Origin of the sequence: Nocardia sp. NPDC050412 (assembly GCF_044458825.1) — a bacterium.
Classification (GTDB): domain Bacteria; phylum Actinomycetota; class Actinomycetes; order Mycobacteriales; family Mycobacteriaceae; genus Nocardia.
The window spans coordinates 134646-155731 of the sequence record NZ_JBITIJ010000016.1 but is presented as its reverse complement, the minus strand read 5'-3'; the positions used below and the strand labels follow the sequence as shown (position 1 = coordinate 155731).

Sequence of the window (21086 nt, the reverse complement as noted above, 5' to 3'; positions counted from 1 at the left end):
CGCATGGAGCTGAGCCACATCCGGCTCGGCAGTTCTTTCCCCGCCGCGACCGAACGCACCGTGCGCCTGACGCTTTGGACTATCCCGACGCTATGCACGTGCAAAAGCCCCGTACCTTCGACTGTTCGAGGTTCGGGGCCCTTGCCTTCGTGTACCGCGCAGAGCGGTCCCGGTTACTCGACGATCACGATCCGCACGTCCTCGTCCGCCGCCTCGGTCGACTCGCCCACGGTGACGAACCAGTGGGTGACCTCTCCGTCGGCCAGGTCTGCCGCGATCTCGTCCGCGCCGGGCAGCACTGACAGTGCACCGGATATTGCTGCGGTCAGGAACTCGAGGAGTGCGGCTCGGCCGGAGATGGCGGTGGTGAAGGTTGTCGATTCGTAGTCGATGTCGTATTCCGAGCGGACCTGTTCGGCCTGTTCGAGTGCCTCGGTTTGGCTGAAGGCGCGGGGGGTGCCGTCGGCCGTGAGGACTACGAAGGCCGGGTGTTCCTCGGCGAGCGGGCGGACCCGATCGGCGTAGGAGACCGGGTGCGATGGGGCGGCGGCCAGTTCAGCTCGGACCGTCGGATCGCTCGGGACCAGCCAGTTGATCGAGCCGTCGGTTGGTTCCATGGTGATACCGAAAACAGCTCCGGCGGTGGCCATTTCGGCGGCGGTCAGGTCACCGGCGAACAGGCAGGCGGCACCGGCCTTCTGGATGGCCCAGACCGCGACCACCGCATCGACCGAACGCGGCAGCGCCAGGGCCACCACATCGCCCGGTCCGGCACCGTGTGCGATGAGCACCCGGGCCAGCTGCGAGGAACGGCGATCCAGGACGTGGTAGGCGATTTCGTCGCCGTCCGCCAGCAGCGCCGGCGCCTCGGGATCCGCCTCGACCACCTCGGCGAGCACCTTCGACACCGTGCGCGCACCGACCCGGCCCACCGGTTCCGGTGCGGGAGCCGTTGCCGCGATACCGGATTCGACGAGCAGGCGGGCCCGCTCATCGGTATCGAGGATATCGATATCACCGACCAGCCCGGCCGGATCGCCGATCAGCGCGTCCAACACCCGAATCAGCCTGGTGGACAAGGTTTCCACCTCATCGGCGCTGAACCGGCTGATGAGGTACTCGAGGGTGAATTCGAGAGTGGACTCCGCGGTCACCTGCAGGGTGAGTGGATAGTGCGTCGCACTCTCCACACCGACATCGGTCACCGCCATGCCGTCGATCGAACTCGCCGCGGCGATCGCCTCCCGATCGATCGGGTACGACTCGAACACCAACAGCGTGTCGAAGTGCGAGGCGATTCCGGCGGCCCGCTGGATATCGGACAGGCCGACGTAGTGGTGATCGAGCAGCTCGGCCTGGTCACGCTGCAACCGCTTCAGCTGATCGTCGATCGTCGCGCGGTCATCGATGCGCACCCGCACCGGGAGCGTATTGATGAACAGACCGACCATCGACTCCACGCCGGTCAGCTCGGCGGGCCGACCAGACACCGTGGCGCCGAACACCACATCGGCGCGGCCGGTGAGCCTGCCGACCAGGATGCCCCAGGCCGCCTGCACCAGGGTGTTGACCGTGATGCCGAGTTCGGCGCAGTGCTTGGTCAGCTGACGGGTGCGGTCGGCGTCGATCTGGGTGATCAGCTTGGCGGTCTCGTAGGTCTCGACCGTCCGTGCGGGCGCGGCCAATTCGGTCGGTTCGGTCGCACCGTCGAAGGCATCGGCCCAGACCCGCAACGACGCGTCCTGATCGCGGGTGGCGAGCCAGTCCAGGAAGTCACGGTAGGAGGAGACCTGCGGCAGTGCCGACTGGTCGCCGCGCGTCGCGTAGAGCACCAGCAGATCCCGCATCAGCAGCGGCATCGACCAACCGTCGAGCAGCACGTGGTGCGTGGTGATCGCCAGCGACCATTCCTCGGCGGCGGTACGCAACAGCGTGTAGCGCACCAGCGGCGGGGTGGTCATATCGAAGCGCTCGGCGTGGTCGGCCTCGACCCGGCGACGCAGTTCCTCGGCCCGCCCCGCCTCCGGCAGTTCGGTGAGATCCACCACGCGCCAAGGCACTTCGACCCGATCGAGCACGACCTGCCGCACCTGTCCGGTGGAGTCGGTGACGAATGCGGTGCGCAGATTCGGGTACCGATCCAGGATCGCCTGCGCGGCCGCGTTCAGCCGTGCCACATCCACCGTTCCGGCCAGCTGCACCACCGCCTGGATGGTGTAGACGTCCACGCTGGCCGTGGTCATCAGCGCGTGGAAGAGCAGGCCGGACTGCAGCGGCGAGACCGGCCAGACATCGTCGAGGCCCGGGTAGGTCTGTTCCCACAGTTCGATATCGGCCTGACCGACCTGCACCAGCGGCAGATCCGACGGCGTATGGCCACCGGCATTCGGCCGCTGCGCGTGCTCGGCCAGCGCGGTGAGCGCGGCAACCCACAGCTCCGCCAACTCCTGCACCTGCTCCGGGGACAGCAGCCCGACCGGGAACTCGAAGGTGGCAAGCAGCCGCGGACCATCGTCCTCATCGCCGACTGTCACGGCGACATCGAGCGCTCCGGTCGCGGGCATGGTGGCATCCCGCTCGGCCTTGATCGCCGCTTCCTGGTACCGGAAGCCGACCTGACCCGCCAGCGGCAGTTGTTCACCCACCCCGTCGGCTCCGCCGACTGCCATCGCCCTGAGCAGCAGACCGTAGCCGACGCCCTGATCCGGCACCGCGAGCAGCTGTTCCTTCACCGACTTGATGAGCGCACCCGCGGCGTCGCCGCCGTCGAACGCCTCGGCCAGATCGATCCCGCCCAGCCCGAGCCGGGCCGGGTAGACGGAGGTGAAAGCGCCCACGGTGCGCGACAATTCGGCACCGCGGACCGCCGCACGACCGTCACCGTCGAGCCGGATCAGCACATCCGATCCTTGCTCTTCGCCACGCCAGCGCACCAGCGCCATGGCCAACGCCGACAGCAGCCCGTCCGGCACGCGACCGTGGAACCGCGCAGGCACCGTGGTGAGCAGTACCTCGGAGATATCCGCCGGCACCTCGATGCGCACCCGTCGCGTGGTGGCGACGGTATCCAGCGCCGGATCGAAGGCCCGCGCGCCGAGCAGCGGCTCGGGCGTGGCCGAAACCTCCTGCCAGAATGGCCGTTCGGCGGCGCGGCCATTCGCTTGCTCGGTCAGGCCGTAGGCCCAACGCCGCAGCGAGGTACCGACCTCCGGCAGGGCGACCTGGTCGTCGGCGATCAGGTCGAGCAGATCGCCGGTCAGGATGTCGAGGGACTTCGGATCGGCAGCGAAGCCGTGGACCACGATCAGCATGAAGTTGCCGCCGTCGAGACGGTCGGCGGTGCAGCGCACGAACTGCGCCATCACGCCGTTGGCCGGATCGAGGCGATCCGCGGCGGCCGCGCGTTCGTTGTCGGCGCGCCGCATGAGCTCGTCATAGCCGTAGTCGTCGTCGAGGTCGGTATCGAAGGCGACCTCGTGCACAAGGGCATCGATATCGATCCCACCGCGCTCGAGCGCTTCGAATTCCCAGACCTCCTCGACCCGGCGCAAACGAGTGCGCAACGCATCGTGCCGGTCGACCAGTGCGGCGATCGCCGCACGCAGCCGATCCCCGTCGAGTTCGCTCGGCAGCGCCACCGCCGTCTCGTAGGAGAAGCGCTGGTAGGCCGTGCCGTTCGCCAGCACCGCGGCGATGCTCGGCGGCAGCGGGATCTCACCTATGCCACCACCGGGCAGCTCGGCCATGGTCGCCTGCCGCAGATCCGCGGCCGAGGTCGCGATGGCTGCGAGTCCGGCGACGCTGCGCTGTTCGAAGACGTCGCGCACGGAGAACACCACACCGAGCGTCTTCGCCCGCGATACCAGCTGGATCGACAGGATGCTGTTACCGCCGAGTGCGAAGAAGTCGTCGTCGGCACCGATCCGTTCGATGCCGAGTACATCGGCGAACACACCGGCCACGATCTGCTCCACCGGGGTGACCGGCGCGCGGAATGCGGCCTGTTCGAAGGTGGGCTGCGGCAGGGCCTTTCGATCGAGCTTGCCATTCGCATTGAGCGGCAGAGCTTCCAGCTCGAGGAAGGCGCTCGGCACCATGTACGAGGGCAGCTCCGCAGCCAACGCCGACTGGACCGCACTCTTATCGAGTTCGCCGGTGGTCGGGACCACATAGGCGACCAGGCGGTCACCGAGTGCCGGATCGGTATGCGCGAGCACCGCGGCCGAGCTGATCGAGGTCTGTCGCAGCAGCGCCGCCTCGATCTCGCCGAGTTCGATGCGGAAACCACGGATCTTGACCTGGAAGTCGGTGCGACCGCGATACTCCAGCTCACCGGCGGCATTCCAGGCCACCAGGTCACCGGTGCGGTACATCCGAGCACCGGATTCGAACGGGTCGGCCACGAACCGCTCCGCGGTCAGATCGACACGCCCGAAGTAGCCGCGCGCCAATTGCGCACCGGCCAAATACAACTCACCCGAAACACCCACCGGCACCGGACGCAACCGCGAATCCAGCACGTACACCTGGCTGTTCCACTCCGGGGCACCGATCGACACCGAGACGGTATCGACATCGGTCACCTCGTGGTTGGTGATCGAGACCGCGGCCTCGGTCGGGCCGTAGAGGTTGAACAGGGTGGCCCCGTTCGACTCCCGGAACCGCTGCGCCGTCGCGGCGGGCAGCGCCTCACCGATGGCGAGCACCCGGCGCAACGAATCGGGCAGCTGTCCGTCCGATTCGATCAGCAGGGCATCCAACATCGACGGCACCACATGCAAAGTGGTGACGGCGGTATCGCGCATCAGCGTATTGAGGTAGGTCGGATCGCGATGTCCGTCGGCCGACGCGATGACCAGTCGGCCACCCGAAACCGCCGCCGACCAGAACTCCCACACCGACAAGTCGAAGGTGGCCGCGGTCTTGAGCAGCACCGCGTCCTCTGCACCGAGACCGAATTCGCTCGTCTTCCACAGCAACTGGTTGACGATCGCCGCATGCGGCACCGCGACACCCTTGGGGCGACCGGTCGAACCCGAGGTGAAGATCACGTACGCCGTATTCGCCGCGCGCAGTGGCGCGATCCGTTCCGCGTCGGCGATCGGCGCGTCCTGGAGGTCCGCGAGTGCGTCCATCCGAACGACGTCGGTCACCGAGGTCTGGAAATCGGTGTCGGCGTTGGTCACCACACACAGTGGCCGAGCGGTCTCGAGAATGTAGTCGGTCCGCTCACCGGTCTGATCCGGATCCAGCGGCACATACGCGCCACCGGCCTGGGTCACCGCGTACATCGCGACCACCAGGTCCACCGAGCGGCGCAGTGCGAGCGCCACCCGTGCCTCCGGTCCGACACCCAGCGAAATCAGGTGCCGGGCAAGTCCGTTCACCCGAGAGCCCAGCTCGCCGTAGCTGAGGGCGGTGCCATCGTCACCGACCAGCGCCACCGCATCCGGCGTGGCCGCCACGGTTCGATCCAGCAGCGAGGCCAGCGTCGCGGACGAATCCACCTGCTGCGCTGTCGCATTCCAGCCGGAGACCAGTTCGCGACGCTCGTCCGCGGCCATGATCTCGAGATCGCCGACAGCCGCGCGCGGCGCCGCGATGATCTCGGCGAGAACGCGTGCGAAGCGATCGGCGAAGCCACGAACGGTATCCGGGTCGAACAGGTCGTTGGCGTAGGTGAAGTACCCACCGATACCCGACGGCGTGCCGTCCTCGTCGTAGCTGTCCGCGACGATCAGGTGCAGATCGAACTGCGAGAGCTGGGTGTCGATATCGAATCCGGCGACCGTGAGTCCGGGCAGTTCCAGCGTGGTCCGCGCCAGGTTCTGGAACGACAGACCCACCTGGAACAGCGGATGGCGCGCCTGCGACCGCACCGGGTTCAGCACCTCGACCAACCGCTCGAACGGCACGTCCGCATGGGCGAACGCCTGGATATCCGTTTCGCGCTGACGCCCGAGCAGCTCGGTGAACGGCTCGCCGCGATCCAACTGGGTACGGAACACCAAGGTGTTGACGAACATGCCGATCAGATCGTCGAGCACGGCCTCACCGCGGCCCGCCATCGGTGTACCGATCGCGATGTCATCGGTGCCCGACAGCCGCGAGAGCAGTACCGCGAACGCCGTGTGCACGACCATGAACAGCGTCGCACCCTCGGCCCGGGCCAAAGCGACGAGCTCACGATGCGTTTGGGCGTCGATGCTCAGCTCCACCTTGCCGCCCGTGAAGGACTGCACGGCGGGCCGCGGGCGATCCGAGGGCAGATCCAGCTGATCCGGCACATCCGCCAATGCCGACTGCCAGTAGGCGATCTGCTTGGCCGCCAACGACTCCGGATCGTCCTCGCTGCCGAGCAGCTCGCGCTGCCAGATGGAGTAGTCCGCGTACTGCACCGGCAGCGGCGTCCACGTGGGTGACTCGCCGACCGAGCGGGCCGCGTATGCCGTCATCAGATCCCGGGTCAGCGGGCCCATCGACGAACCGTCACCTGCGATGTGGTGCACCACGAGCACGAGCACGTACTCGTTCGGGGCGGGAGCGGAGCCTGCGGAGCGACCCGAGGACACAGGAGCGGAGCCTGCGGAGCGACCCGAGGACACAGGAGCGGAGCCTGCGGAGCGACCCGAGGACACAGCGGTCGGTGCGTCGGTCACCTGGAACAGCTCCACCCGCACCGGCACCTCGGCGGTGACGTCGAACGGCGCCGCCATCACCGCGATCACCGTGGATTCCAGCTCCGCGGCCGCGAGCGGCCGCAGCTCCAGCGCCGGAACAGCCTGCGCCACCGGCAGAATCACCTGTGCCGGGGCTCCCGCGGTCTCCGGGTACACCGTCCGCAGAATCTCGTGCCTGCCGACCAGATCCGCCATGGCCGCACGCAGCGCGTCGACATCCAGCGCACCGGTCAACCGGACCGCGATGGGCAGGTTGTAGGCCGCCGACTCGGTGTCGAAGCGGTTCAGGAACCACATCCGCTGCTGTGCCAGCGACAACGGCACCGGATCCGGCCGCGGACCGGCGACCAGTGGCCGCCGCTCGCCAACACCGGACAGCTGCTCCAGCTTCACCGCCAGGGCCGCCACGGTCGGCGCCTCGAACAGCGCACGCACCGGCACTCGGCCGCCGATCGCGGCACTCAGGCGACCGACCACCTGGGTGGCCACCAGCGAGTTGCCGCCGAGGGCGAAGAAGTCGTCGTCGACACCCACGCGCTCGATACCGAGCACATCGCCGAAGACGCCCGCCACGATCTCCTCCACCGGCGTTGCCGGGGCACGGAATTCGCGAGTGGTGAACGTCGGTTCGGGCAGCGCCTTGCGGTCGAGCTTGCCGCTGGAGTTCAGTGGGAAGGCGTCGAGCACCACGATGGCCGCCGGAACCATATAGCCCGGAAGCACATCCGATACCTCGGCCAGCAGCACCCGCTGGTCGATCGACTGCCCCGGCGCGGGAACCACGTACGCGACCAACTGGTCGCCCAGTGCCGACGCCGCCACCAGTGCCACCGCCTGGCTCACCGCGGCATGGGCCAGCAGCGCCGTCTCGATCTCGCCGAGCTCGATCCGCTGGCCGCGGAACTTCACCTGGAAGTCGGTGCGCCCCAGGTATTCCAGGCGATGACCCGCGCCCGCGACTTCGCGCCAGACAACCAGGTCACCGGTGCGGTACATCCGCGCACCGGTCGTGAACGGGTTGGCCACGAAGCGATCCGAGGTCAGATCCGGGCGCGCGACGTAACCGCGGGCCAGCTGATCACCGGCCAGATACAGCTCACCGGCCACACCGGCGGGCACCGGCCGCAACCGCGAATCCAGCACGAACACCTGGGTGTTCCACTGCGGCAGACCGATCGGCACGGTGCGCGCATCCGTCTCACGCGCGGGCCAGTAGGTCACCGACACCGCGGCCTCCGTCGGCCCGTACAGGTTGTGCAGCACCGCATCCGAAACGGACCGCCACGCCGTCACCGTTTCCGGCGGCAGCGCCTCACCGATCACGAACACGTCCCGCAGCGTCGGCAGCGAGCCCGCTGCCAACTGTGCGGCGAACACCGTCAGCATGGACGGCACGAAGTCGGTGACCGTAACCCCTTGCGCGGCAATCGCATCCGCCACGTAGGCCGGGTCGCGATGGCCGTCGTGGGTGGCGACCACCAGCTGCGCGCCGGCGCGCAGCGGCATGAAGTAGCCCCACAGCGACACGTCGAACGTGGTCGCGGTCTTCTGCAGGTACACGTCATCGGGGCCGAGCGGGTACTCCGCGAGCATCCACTCGATCTGATTGTTGATCGCCCCGTGCGACACCGCGACGCCCTTCGGACGACCGGTCGAACCCGAGGTGAAGATGACGTAAGCCGGGTTGTCCCGGGTGACCGGGCGCAGCAGCTCACCGGGTTCGATCGGTGCGGAGGAGAACCCGTCCAGCTCCAGCGAATCCAGCTCGAGCACCGGGATATCCGCGGGAACCGGCACCGCGTCGGCCGCGGTGGTGACCACGCACGCGGGCTGGGCGGTATCCAGGATGTGCGCGATCCGCTCCGCCGGATGATCCGGATCCAGCGGCACATACGCGCCACCGGCCGCGACGATCGCGTACATGCCGACGACCAGATCCAACGACCGCCGAACGGCAAGGCCGACCAGCGACTCGGCACCCACACCCCGCGAAATCAACAGGCGGGCAAGGCTATTCACCCGGTCGTCGAATTCCCGATAAGTCAGCTCGGCGCCTTCGAACACCACCGCGACGGCATCCGGATGCGCCGCTGCGGCGCGCCGGTACCCGTCGAGCAACAGCTCGGGCTGCACCGGATGCGCGGTGGCGTTCCAGCCACCCAGCATCCGTTCCCGCTCCACCGCGGTGAGCAGCTCCAGGTCACCGACTGCCGCGCGCGGCGCGGTGATGATCTCGCCGAGCAGCCTGGTGAACCGGTCCGCGAACCCTTCGACCGTGCTCCGGTCGAACAGGTCGGTGGCGTAGGTGAATACGCCGGCGATGCCGGCAGGAGCTCCGGACTCGTCGTACAGGTCGGAAAGGATCAGGTGCAGGTCGAACTGAGAGATGTGGGTATCGAACTCCACGCCCGAGACCGTGAGATCCGGCAATTCCAAGGAGGTCTGGGCCAGGTTCTGGAACGACAAACCCACCTGGAACAGCGGATGCCGCGCCTGCGACCGTGCCGGGTTCAGCACCTCGACCAACCGCTCGAACGGCACATCGGCATTGGCGAACGCCTGGATATCCGTTTCGCGCTGCCGCCTGAGCAGATCCGCGAACGGCTCGGCCGAATCCAGCCGGGTACGGAACACCAACGTGTTGATGAACGTGCCGATCAGATCGTTCAGCGCCGCCTCACCCCGACCCGCCATCGGCGTACCGATCGCGATGTCGTCGGTGCCGGACAGTCGAGACAACAGCACGGCCAGTGCCGTGTGCACGATCATGAACAGCGTCGCACCCTCGGCCTGCGCCACGCCGCTGAGACCACGATGGGTATCGGCGTCGATGCGCACCTCGACGGTGCCACCCGCGAAGGACTGCACCGCGGGCCGCGGACGATCCGCGGGCAGATCCAGCTGCTCCGGCAGATCCGCCAGCGCGCCGCGCCAGTAGGCGACCTGCTTGGACATCAGCGAATCCGGATCGTCCTCGCTGCCGAGCAGTTCACGCTGCCAGATGCTGTAATCCGCGTATTGGACCTCCAGCGGCGCCCAGTTGGGTGCGACACCGGCCGAGCGCGCCGCGTACGCCGTCATCAGATCGCGCGTCAGCGGTCCCATCGAGGAACCGTCACCGGCGATATGGTGCACGACCATCGCGATCACGTACTCCGGAGCCGAACTTTCGGTGTCGATCTCGAACAACCGCACCCGGACCGGCACCTCGGCGGTGACGTCGAATGGCGCCGAAATCAGCTCGACTACGGCGGATTCGACCTGATCCGGGGTGACCGTCCGGATGTCCAGCTCCGGAATCGCCTGTCCTACCGGCAGAATCAGCTGTACCGCACCCGACTCGGTCTCGGGGTAGATGGTGCGCAGGACCTCGTGCCTGCGCACCAGATCCGCGATGGCGGCGCGCAGTGCGGCCACATCGAGCGCGCCGGTCAGCCGCACCGCGATCGGAACGTTGTACGCGGCGGACTGGGTGTCGAAGCGGTTGAGGAACCACATCCGCTGCTGCGCCAGCGACAGCGGAATATGTTCCGGCCGTGGACCGGCGACCAGCGCATGCCGTCCGCGCCCGTCGGCCTGCTGTTCCACCCGGATGGCGAGTGCGCCGACGGTCGGCGCCTCGAACAGCAGTCGCACCGGGACGCGGGTGTTCAGCGCCGCGCCGAGGCGGGCCGCGACCTGGGTCGCGAGCAGCGAATTACCGCCCCACGCGAAGAAGTCGTCATCCAGGCCCAGCCGCTGTGCCTGCTCGCCGGATCCGAGGTGCAGCACCTCGGCGAAGGTGTTGGCGACGATCTCCTCGATCGGGGTGACCGGCGCGCGGAACACCGCCTTCTCGAAGGTGGGCTCCGGCAACGCCTTTCGATCGAGCTTGCCGTTGGCGTTCAACGGCAGCGCATCGAGGGTGAGGAAGACCGACGGCACCATGTAGGACGGCAGCTCGGCGGCCAGCGCCGATTGCAGGCGCACGTTGTCGATCTCATCGGATTCGGGCACCACGTAAGCGACCAGCCGGTCACCCAGATTCGGGTCGGTGTGCGCGAGCACCGCCGTGGCCGAAACCTCGGGCTGACGCAGCAGCGCCGCCTCGATCTCACCGAGCTCGATCCGGAAACCGCGGATCTTCACCTGGAAGTCGGTGCGGCCGCGATACTCCAGCCCGCCCTCGCTGTTCCAGGCCACCAGGTCACCGGTGCGGTACATGCGCTCGCCGGTGCCGAACGGGTTGGCCACGAAACGATCCGCGGTCAGGTCAACGCGCCCGAAGTAACCACGCGCCAACTGCGCACCGGCCAGGTACAGCTCACCGGAGACACCGACCGGAACCGGACGCATCCGCGAATCCAGCACGTACACCTGGCTGTTCCACTCCGGACCACCGATCGGCACCGAAACCGTGTCGGCATCGGTGACGGTGTGCGCGGTGATCGATACCGCGGCCTCGGTGGGGCCGTACAGGTTGAACAGCTCGGCCGCGTTGTCCCGCCGGAATCGCTGCGCGGTCGTCGCGGGCAGCGCCTCACCGATCGCCAGCACCCGCCGCAGCGACTGCGGCAGACGGCGACCGGATTCGGTGAGCAGCGCGTCCAGCATCGACGGCACCACGTGCAGCGTCGTAACGCCGGTGGCCCGCATGAGCTCGTTGAGGTAAGCGGGATCGCGGTGACCATCGGCATCGGCGATGACCAACCGGCCACCGCAGACCGCGGCCGACCAGAACTCCCAGACCGACAGGTCGAAGGTGGCCGCGGTCTTGAGCAGCACCGCGTCATCCGCACCGAGGCCGAATTCGGCTGTCTTCCACAGCAACTGGTTCACGATCGCCGCATGCGGCACCGCGACGCCCTTCGGCTGGCCGGTCGAACCCGACGTGAAGATCACGTACGCCGTATTCGCCGCCGCCAGCGGCCGCAGCCGGTCACCGTCGGAAATCGGACCGTCCGCGACGCCGGATAGATCCAGCTCGTCGATCGACACCACTTCGGCCACGGTGCTGCCGAAATCATCGCGACCGGTGCTCAGCACGCAGACCGGTGCCGCGGTGCGCAGGATGTAGTCGGTGCGCTCGGTGGGCTGATCGGGATCGATCGGCACATACGCCGCACCCGATTTCGCCACCGCGTACATCGCGATCACGAGATCCACCGAACGCCGAATGGCCAGCGCCACTCGGTCCTCCGAGCCGACACCGAGCGTAATCAAGTGGCGCGCCAGGCGGTTGGCCTTGGTGTCCAACTCGGCGTAGGTGAGCGTCGTGTCCTCGGCTACCAGCGCCACCGCATCCGGGCTCGACGCCACCGTGGCGTCCAGCAGCGACGCCAGCGTGGTCGAGGAGTCGATGTCGAGTGAGTGCGCGGTGTCGTTCCAGGCGCGCAGAATTCGCGTGTTCTCTGTGGGCGAGAGCAGATCGATCTCGCCGACCCGCACGTCGGCGTCGGCCAGTACGGCATCGAGCACCAATACGAAGCGGTCGGCGAAGCCCTGCACCGTCGCCTCGTCGAACAGGTCGATGGCGTAGCCGAATTCGGCGACGATCTGGGCGGGCGTACCGTCCTCGGCGTAGCGGTCATACAGCGTGACGTGCAGATCGGTCTTGGCCAGCTGCGAATCGAAGTTCACCGCGCTCACCGACAGGCCGGGCAGCGTGAAGGTGGTCTCGGCCAGGTTCTGGAACGAAAGTCCGATCTGGAACAGCGGATTGCGCGCCGTCGAACGCTCCGGGTTGAGCACCTCGACCAGCCGCTCGAACGGCACATCGGCGTTGGCGAATGCCTCCAGGTCCCGCTCGCGCACGTCGGCGAGCAGGTCGGCGAAGGTATCACCGGGCTCGATGATCGTCCGGAACACCAAGGTGTTGACGAACATACCGATCAGGTCGTCGAGTTCGCGTTCACCGCGACCCGCGATCGGGGTGCCGACCGCGATGTCGTCGGTACCCGACAGGCGCGAAAGCAATACGGCCAGCGCCGCGTGCACAACCATGAACAGTGAGGCGTGATTTGCCCGCGCCAGCTCGTGCAGCTTGGCGTGCTTGTCCGGTTCGATCTCGAAGCGAATCGCCTTGCCCTGGAACGACTGCGCGCGCGGGCGCGGCCGGTCGGCGGGCAGTTCCAGCTGATCGGGCATACCCGCGAGCGCGGATTGCCAGTAGGCGACCTGCTGTGCCGCAAGCGATTCCGGATCCTCCTCGGAGCCGAGCACCGCACGCTGCCACAGCGCGTAGTCGGCGTACTGCACCGGCAGCGGCTGCCACTGCGGGATCTCACCCTGGGCCCGTGCCACATACGCTGCCATGACATCGCGAGCCAGCGGCCCCATCGACGAACCGTCGGCCGCGACATGGTGCACCGTGAACGCCAGCACGTGCTCCTGTTCGGCGAGCCGGAACAGCCCGACCTTCAGCGGCACCTGCACGGTGACATCGAAGGTGGTGAGCGCGAATTCGATCACCGCGGCGACCAGGTCCGATTCCGAGATATCGGTGACGGTCAGCTCCGGCACGGCCTGATCGGCGGGCAGGATCACCTGGTGCGGGCCACTGGCCGAACTCGGGTAGGTGGTCCGCAGCACCTCGTGCCTGGCGAACACATCGCCGAGCGCCAGCTCCAGCGCCGCCACATCCAGCGCACCGGACAACCGCACGGCGAGCGGGATATTGTCCACGGCCGAGGTGGTGGTATCGAACTGGTTGAGGAACCAGTACCGCTGCTGCGCGGGTGAGAGCGGCACTCGGGCCGGGCGCTCCCCCGCGACCAGTCGCGGCCGGCTGCGGCCGGATCCGGCATTGTGTTCGGCCTTGGCCGCCAGCGCGGCGACGGTCGACGCCTCGAACAGGTCGCGGACCGCGAGCTGGGTATCCAGTGCCGCGCCGATGCGCGCGGTCACCTGGGTGGCCAGCAGCGAGTTGCCGCCGAGTTCGAAGAAGTCGTCGTCCAAACCGACGCGCGCGACACCGAGCACGTCGCTGAACACGCCCGCCACAATCTCCTCGATCGGAGTGGACGGTGCGCGGAACACCTTCGCCTCGAATACCGGTGCGGGCAGTGCCTTGCGATCCAGCTTGCCGGAAGCATTGAGCGGGAACGCATCCAGTACGACGAAGGCCGTCGGCACCATGTACGCGGGCAGCTCGCCCGCGAGTTCGGCGCGCACCTGGTCGATGTCGATCGCACGATCCGCCGCCGCGATCACATACCCGACCAACTGATCGCCGAGGCGGTCGTCGGAGCGGACCACAACGGCGGCCTGCGCGATCGGTTCCAGCGCGGTGAGCGCCGACTCGATCTCGCCGAGTTCGATGCGCAGACCGCGCAGCTTCACCTGGAAGTCGGTGCGGCCCAGGTACTCCAGCTCACCGTTGGCCGTCCAGGTGACGAGGTCACCGGTGCGGTACATGCGCTCGCCGGTGCCGAACGGGTTGGCCACGAAGCGATCCGCGGTCAGATCCGGACGGGCCACATAGCCGCGCGCCAACTGGGTGCCCGCGAGGTACAGCTCACCCGCGACGCCGACCGGAACCGGGTGCAGCCGCGAATCCAGCACGTACACCTGGGTGTTGAATACCGGCGCACCGATCGGGACCGAGACCGTATCGGCATCGGTCACCTCGTGATAGGTGACGTCGACGGCGGCCTCGGTCGGGCCGTACAGGTTGTGCAGCCAGACACCGGTCAGCTCGCGCAACCGCTGTGCGGTCACCGCCGGCAGCGCCTCACCGGAGGCGAATACATTGCGCAGGTCGAAGCATTCGCCCGCCCGATCGTCGGCCACGAAGACCGACAGCATGGACGGCACGAAGTGCACTGTGGTGACCTGCTCCTGCGCGATGGTCTGGACCAGGTAGGCCGGATCGCGATGGCCGTCCGGCTTCGCGATGACCAGGCGCGCGCCGACCTGCAGCGGCCACCAGAATTCCCATACCGACACATCGAAGGTCGCCGGCGTCTTCTGCAGCACCACATCGCCGCGATCCAGCCCGTATTCGGCCTGCATCCAGACCAGACGGTTGACGATCGCGGCATGGCTGACCGCCACACCCTTCGGACGACCGGTCGAACCCGAGGTGAAGATCACGTACGCGGTATTCGAAGGCCGCAGCGGCGCAAGGCGTTCGGCATCGATCAGCGGTTCGTCGGAGTATGCCGAGAGATCCAGCGCCTCGATCTCGAGCGTCGGCGTCGAGCCCGCGTCGAACTCGTCGGCGGCGGTGGTCAGCACGCAGACCGGCTGCGCGGTGTCGAGCACATACCGGGTGCGGTCGACTGGATGATCGGGATCCAGCGGCACATACGCGCCGCCTGCCACGCTCACCGCGTACATGCCGATCACCAGCTCGAAGGATCGGCGCATGCCGAGCGCGACCATCGAATCGGGTCCGACACCCAGCGAAACCAGGTACCGGGCAAGGCGATTCACCCGCGCGGTGAATTCGCCGTAGGAGATGGTGGTCCCATCGAAGCTCAGCGCGATCGACTTCGGGCTCCGCGCCGCCTGCTCCTCGAACATCGAGACCAGGGTGGCCTGGGCATCGACGACATAGGCCGTCTCGTTCCACTTTTCGAGCACCTTGGCGCGTTCAGTGGCATCGAGCAGATCGACATCACCGACCGCGACGGCCGGATCCGCGACCACCGCATGCAGCAGGCGGACGAGGCGCTGGGCGACACCGGCGATCGTCTTCGCGTCGAACATATCGGTGGCGTAGGCGAATTCGGCGGTCATGCCATCCGCATTCCCGGCCGCGTCGAGCCGGTCGGCGAGGTTCAGGTGCAAATCGAACTTCGCGGTCACCACGTCGAGCGGCACACCGGCCACTTCGAGACCGGGCAGCGCGAACGATGCCTCACCGGTGTTCTGGAACGACAGCATCACCTGGAACAGCGGATGCCGCGCCTGCGAACGGGCCGGGTTGAGGATGTCGACCAGGCGCTCGAACGGCAGGTCGGCGTGGCCGAAGGCAGCCAGATCGGCTTCCCGTGCCCGCGCGACCAAGTCGGCGAAGGACGCACCGGAATCGATCGGCGTGCGCAGCACGAGCGTATTGACGAACATGCCGATCGCATCGTCGAGCACGGCCTCGCCGCGCCCCGCGACCGCAGTGCCGATGGCGATATCGTCGCTGCCGGACAGGCGCGCGAGCAGTGCCGCGAAGGCCGCGTGCACCACCATGAACAAGCTCGCGCCGTTCGCGCGGGCCAGTGCGTTGAGCTCGGTCAGCAACTGCGCGTCGATGCCGAATTCGTAGACATCGCCGCGGTTGGACGCTACGGCCGGACGCGAACGATCCGAGGGCAGATCCAGCTGATCGGGCAGTCCGGCCAGATTCCGCGACCAGTACGCGACCTGCTGGGCGATCAGCGATTCCGGATCGTCCTCGGAGCCGAGGGTGTCGCGCTGCCAGAGCGCGAAGTCGGCGTACTGCACCGGCAGCGGCGCCCAGGCGGGCGATTCGCCACGGCTGCGGGCCGCGTAGGCGACCATCACATCGCGGGCCAGCGGACGCGCCGACCAGCCGTCACCGGAGATGTGGTGCACCACGAAGACCAGCACGTGGGTTTCAGTCGACGAGCCGTCTGTACTTTCTGGTCGCTGCGCAGGCTCCGCTCCCGCATTTCCTGGTCGCTGCGCAGGCTCCGCTCCCGCAATTCCTGGTCGCTGCGCAGGCTCCGCTCCCGCTGGCGCCTCGAGCCGGAACAGCTTGGCGCGCACCGGAACCGCGGCAGTGACGTCGAAGCCGGTCAGCACCGACTCGCTGATGCGATCACGAATATCGGCCTCCGACACCACGACCGGCGTCAGGTCGAGGTGGACCTGACCGGTGGGCAGCACGACCTGTACACCCTGACCGTTGGCGGTCTCCGGGTAGACGGTGCGCAGCACCTCGTGCCGGTCCATCACATCGGCGACGGCCATGCGCAGCGCATCGGTGTCGAGTGCGCCGGTGAGCCGCACCGCCAGCGGGATGTTGTTGACGGCGGTCTGGTTGTCGAAGCGGTTGAGGAACCACATCCGCTGCTGGGCCAGCGAGAGCGGAATCTGTTCCGGCCGTGGTCCGGCCGTCAGTTCCCGACGTCCGCCGGTGCCCTGCTGACCCTCCATCCGCGCGGCGAGCGCGGCCACATTCGGCGCCTCGAACAGCAGCCGCACCGGAATGCGGGTGTCGAGTGCGGCGCCGAGGCGGGCCACCACCTGGGTGGCGATCAGCGAGTTGCCGCCGAGGTCGAAGAAGTCGTCGTCGAGACCGACCGGACGCGCGCCGTCCGCGCTCGACAGACCGAGCACCTCGGCGAAGGTGTCGGCCACGATCTCTTCGATCGGGGTCGACGGTGCGCGGAATTCCTTGGCCTCGAAGGCGGGTTCGGGCAGTGCGCGGCGGTCGAGCTTGCCGTTGGGGTTCAGCGGCATGGCGTCGAGCACCATGAGCGCCGCCGGAACCATGTAGGACGGCAGTAGCGCGGTCAGGTGCCTGCGCAGCGCGTCGATGTCGACGGTGGCGCCGTTCGCGGGTACCACGTAGCCGACCAGCTGATCGCCGGTCCTGGCATCCGAACGCACCAGCGCGACCGCCTGCGCCACCGAATCGTGTGCGGTGAGCGCGGTTTCGATCTCGCCGAGCTCGATACGCAGACCGCGCAGCTTCACCTGGAAGTCGGTGCGGCCGAGGTACACGATCGCACCGTCGGCATTGCGGGTGACCAGGTCGCCGGTGCGGTACATGCGAGCGCCCGGTGCGCCGAACGGGTTGGCTACGAAGCGGTCCGCGGTGAGATCCGTGCGGCCGAAGTAGCCGCGCGCCAGCTGCGCACCGGCCAGATACAACTCACCCGCGACACCCGGCGCTACCGGGTGCAGGCGCGAATCCAGGACGTACGCCTGCGAATTCCACACCGGCAGGCCGATCGGCACCGCGCCTTCGACCTTCTCGGCCACCGGGCCGTGGGTCGCGTGCACGGTGAATTCGGTCGGGCCGTACAGGTTGTAGAGCTCGGCCGAGCTGACCCGGCGAATGGCGGTCGCGGCATCGGCGGTGAATGCCTCACCGGCGATGAGGAGTGCGCGCAGCGATGCCAGGGCCGCACTGCCGACGGCCGCGTCGACACTGCTCGCGAAGACGCTCAGCATCGAGGGCACGAACGAGGTCATGGTGACCCGTTCGGCCGCGATCACGTCGGCCAGGTACTGCGGATCACGATGGCCGTCCGGGCCGGCCACCACGATTCGGCCACCGGTGCTCAACGGGCCGAACAGTTCCCACACCGACACGTCGAAGGTGGCAGGGGTCTTGAACAGCACGACGTCATCGGCACTGATGCCGTATTCACCGGTGATCCAACGGATCTGGTTGACGACGGCAGCGTGCGGCACGGCCACACCCTTCGGCCGACCGGTCGAACCCGAGGTGAAGATGACGTACGCCGGGTTGCTCGGCCGCAACGGCGCATTCCGCTCCGCATCGGTGACCGGCTGGTCCGAGTACTCGGACAGATCCAGGTCATCGATGACGAGTGTGGGCAGGCCGGTGCCGTCGAAGTCGTCACGCGAGGTGGTCAGTACACACACCGGCGCGGCGGAATCGAGCACGTAGCCGATCCGCTCCGCGGGCTGATCGAGGTCGAGCGGCACATAACCACCACCGGCCTCCTGCACGGCGTACGCCGCGACCACGAGGTCGACGGAACGCCGAAGACCGAGGGCCACCAGGCTCTCCGGGCCGACCCCATCCGCGATGAGGCGACGCGCCAACCGGTGCACACGAGCACCGAATTCGGCATACGTGAGCGAATCACCCGTCGCCGGATCCGCGATCGCGACCGCATCCGGCGTCGCAGCGGCCTGCCTGGCGAATTCGTCGACCAGCGTGCCGACCGTACCGAGGTCGCGCTCGGTGTCGTTCCAACCACGCAGTGCCAGTTCGGCTTCGGATGCATCGAGCAGATCGATATCGCCGATGGCCCGATCCGGTTCGGCCGCGACGGCTTGCAGCAGCCGGTTGAACCGCTGCCCGAACGCCGCCATGGTGTTCGCGTCGAAAAGGTCGGTGGCGTAGATCAATTCGGCCGCGATACCCGACGGAGCGACCGTGGTGGCACCGGCACCGTTCGAGGTGCTGATCGGGGTCGTGGTCTGCTCCGAAAGCACCAGCTGCAGATCGAATTTGGCCACATCGATCGGCAGCTCGACACCGCTGACCGTGAGTCCGGGCAGTTCCAGGCTGTTCTGGCCGGTGTTCTGGAACGACAGCATCACCTGGAACAGCGGATGGCGCGCCTGCGAGCGGACCGGGTTCAGGATCTCCACCAACCGCTCGAACGGCAGGTCGGCATGTCCGAACGCGCCGATATCGATGGCGCGCACGGTGCGCAGCAACTCGGTGAAGGTGGCCTCGCCGTCGATCGGTGTCCGCAGCACCAGGGTGTTGACGAACATGCCGATCAGATCATCGAGCGCGCGCTCACCACGTCCGGCGATCGGCGTACCGATGGCGATGTCTTCCTCACCGGACAGCCGCGACAGCAGCACGGCCAGCGCGGTGTGCGCGACCATGAACAGTGTCGTACCCCTGGTGCGCGCGAGTTCGGTGAGCTTGCCATGGGTTTCGGCATCGATCTCGAACACGTGCGTGGCACCGCGGCCCGATGCCACCGCCGGACGCGGCCGGTCGACGGGCAGGTCGAGCTGTTCAGGCAGCCCGCGCAGAGTCCTGGACCAGAACTCGATCTGCGCCGAGATCACCGATTCCGGATCGGATTCGGCGCCGAGCACCGCGCGCTGCCACAGCGCGAAGTCGGCGTACTGCACCTCGAGCGGACGCCACGAGGGCTCGCCGCCCTCGACGCGGGCGGCGTAGGCCGTCATCACGTCGCGGGTGAGCGGGCCCATAGAGAAGCCGTCGGCCGAAATGTGGTGCACCACCAGGGCGAGCACATGTTCGGTCGGGCTGATCTCGAACAGCTTGGCCCGGAACGGGACTTCGACGGTGACATCGAAGCCGGTCAGGATGACCTCCGCAACGCGCTGCGGCAGTTCGGCCTCGGTCACATCGATCGGCGTCAGATCCGGGATCACCCGGGCGGTGGAGACGGTCTGCTGGTAGGCGGTGCCGTCGTATTCCGGGTAGTAGGTGCGCAGCGATTCGTGGCGGGCCAGCACATCGGCCACCGCGATCTGCAGTGCCTGCCGGTCGAGCAGACCCGACAGCCGCACCGCGGCCGGGATATTGTCCACGGCCGATTCCGGATCGAAGCGGTTGAGGAACCACATGCGCTGCTGGGCCAGCGACAGCGGCACCCGCTCGGGGCGCTGCTGCGGCACCAGGGCCGTGCGCCCACCGGCACCGGCCCGGGACTCCGCGCGGGCCGCGAGCGCGGCCACCGTGGAGGCCTCGAACAGTTCACGGACACCGAGATCGGTATCCAATGCGGCCGAGAGCCGGGCGGCGACCTGGGTGGCGCTCAGCGAGTTGCCGCCGAGTGCGAAGAAGTCGTCGTCGAGGCCGACGCGTTCCAGGCCGAGCACATCGGCGTAGGTGGCCGCGATGATCTCCTCGACCGGCGTGGTCGGCGCGCGGAATACCGCGGCCTCGAACACCGGTGCGGGCAGTGCCTTGCGATCCAGCTTGCCGGAGGCGTTGAGCGGGAAGGCGTCGAGCACGATGACCACCGACGGGACCATGTACGCGGGCAACTGCCGTGCCAGGTCCTCGCGCACCGTCTCGATATCGAGCCGCAGGTTCGGCGTCGCGATGACATACGCGACGAGCTGGTCGCCGGTGTGCTGATCACTGCGCACCACGACGACGGCCTGGGCGATCTCGTCCAGCGCGGTGAGCGCCTGCTCGATCTCGCCGAGTTCGATGCGCAGACCGCGCAGCTTCACCTGGAAGTCGGTGCGGCCCAGGTAGTCCAGCTCGCCGTCGGCCGTCCAGGCCACCAGGTCGCCGGTGCGGTACATGCGCGCGCCGTCGGCGGCGAACGGGTTCGCGACGAACCGATCACTGGTCAGGTCCGGGCGCGCGACATAGCCGCGGGCCAACTGGGTGCCCGCCAGATACAGCTCACCCGCGACACCGACCGGAACCGGCCGCAGTCGCGAATCCAGCACGTAGACCTGGGTATTGAAGACCGGCGCACCGATCGGCACGGTGTCGGTATCGGTCGCGACCACCTCGTGGAAGGTGACGTCGACGGCAGCCTCGGTCGGACCGTACAGGTTGTGCAGCGCCGCACCGGTGAGCTCGCGCAGGCGATGCGCGGGCTTGGGCGGCAGCGCCTCACCGGAGGCGAAAACCAGTCGCAGCGAATCACACCGTGCCGCGGCCGCATCGGCCACGAAGACCGACAGCATGGACGGCACGAAGTGGGTCACGGTGACCCGCTCCGCGGTAACGATCTCGGCGAGGTAGGCCGG

At 67.9% G+C, this 21086-nt stretch carries 1 protein-coding gene (only partly in view); it reads right to left on the bottom strand.

Annotation, left to right across the window (positions count from 1 at the left end):
• Positions 1-173 precede the first annotated feature (173 nt).
• A protein-coding gene (locus tag ACIBI6_RS33925; protein WP_396958958.1) for a non-ribosomal peptide synthase/polyketide synthase crosses the window boundary here: on the bottom strand, positions 174-21086 show its 3' end. Its footprint extends 23232 nt past the window's final position; only the last 20913 of its 44145 coding nucleotides appear in the window; the start codon falls outside the window, past its right edge — the gene reads right to left on this strand; the stop codon is at positions 174-176.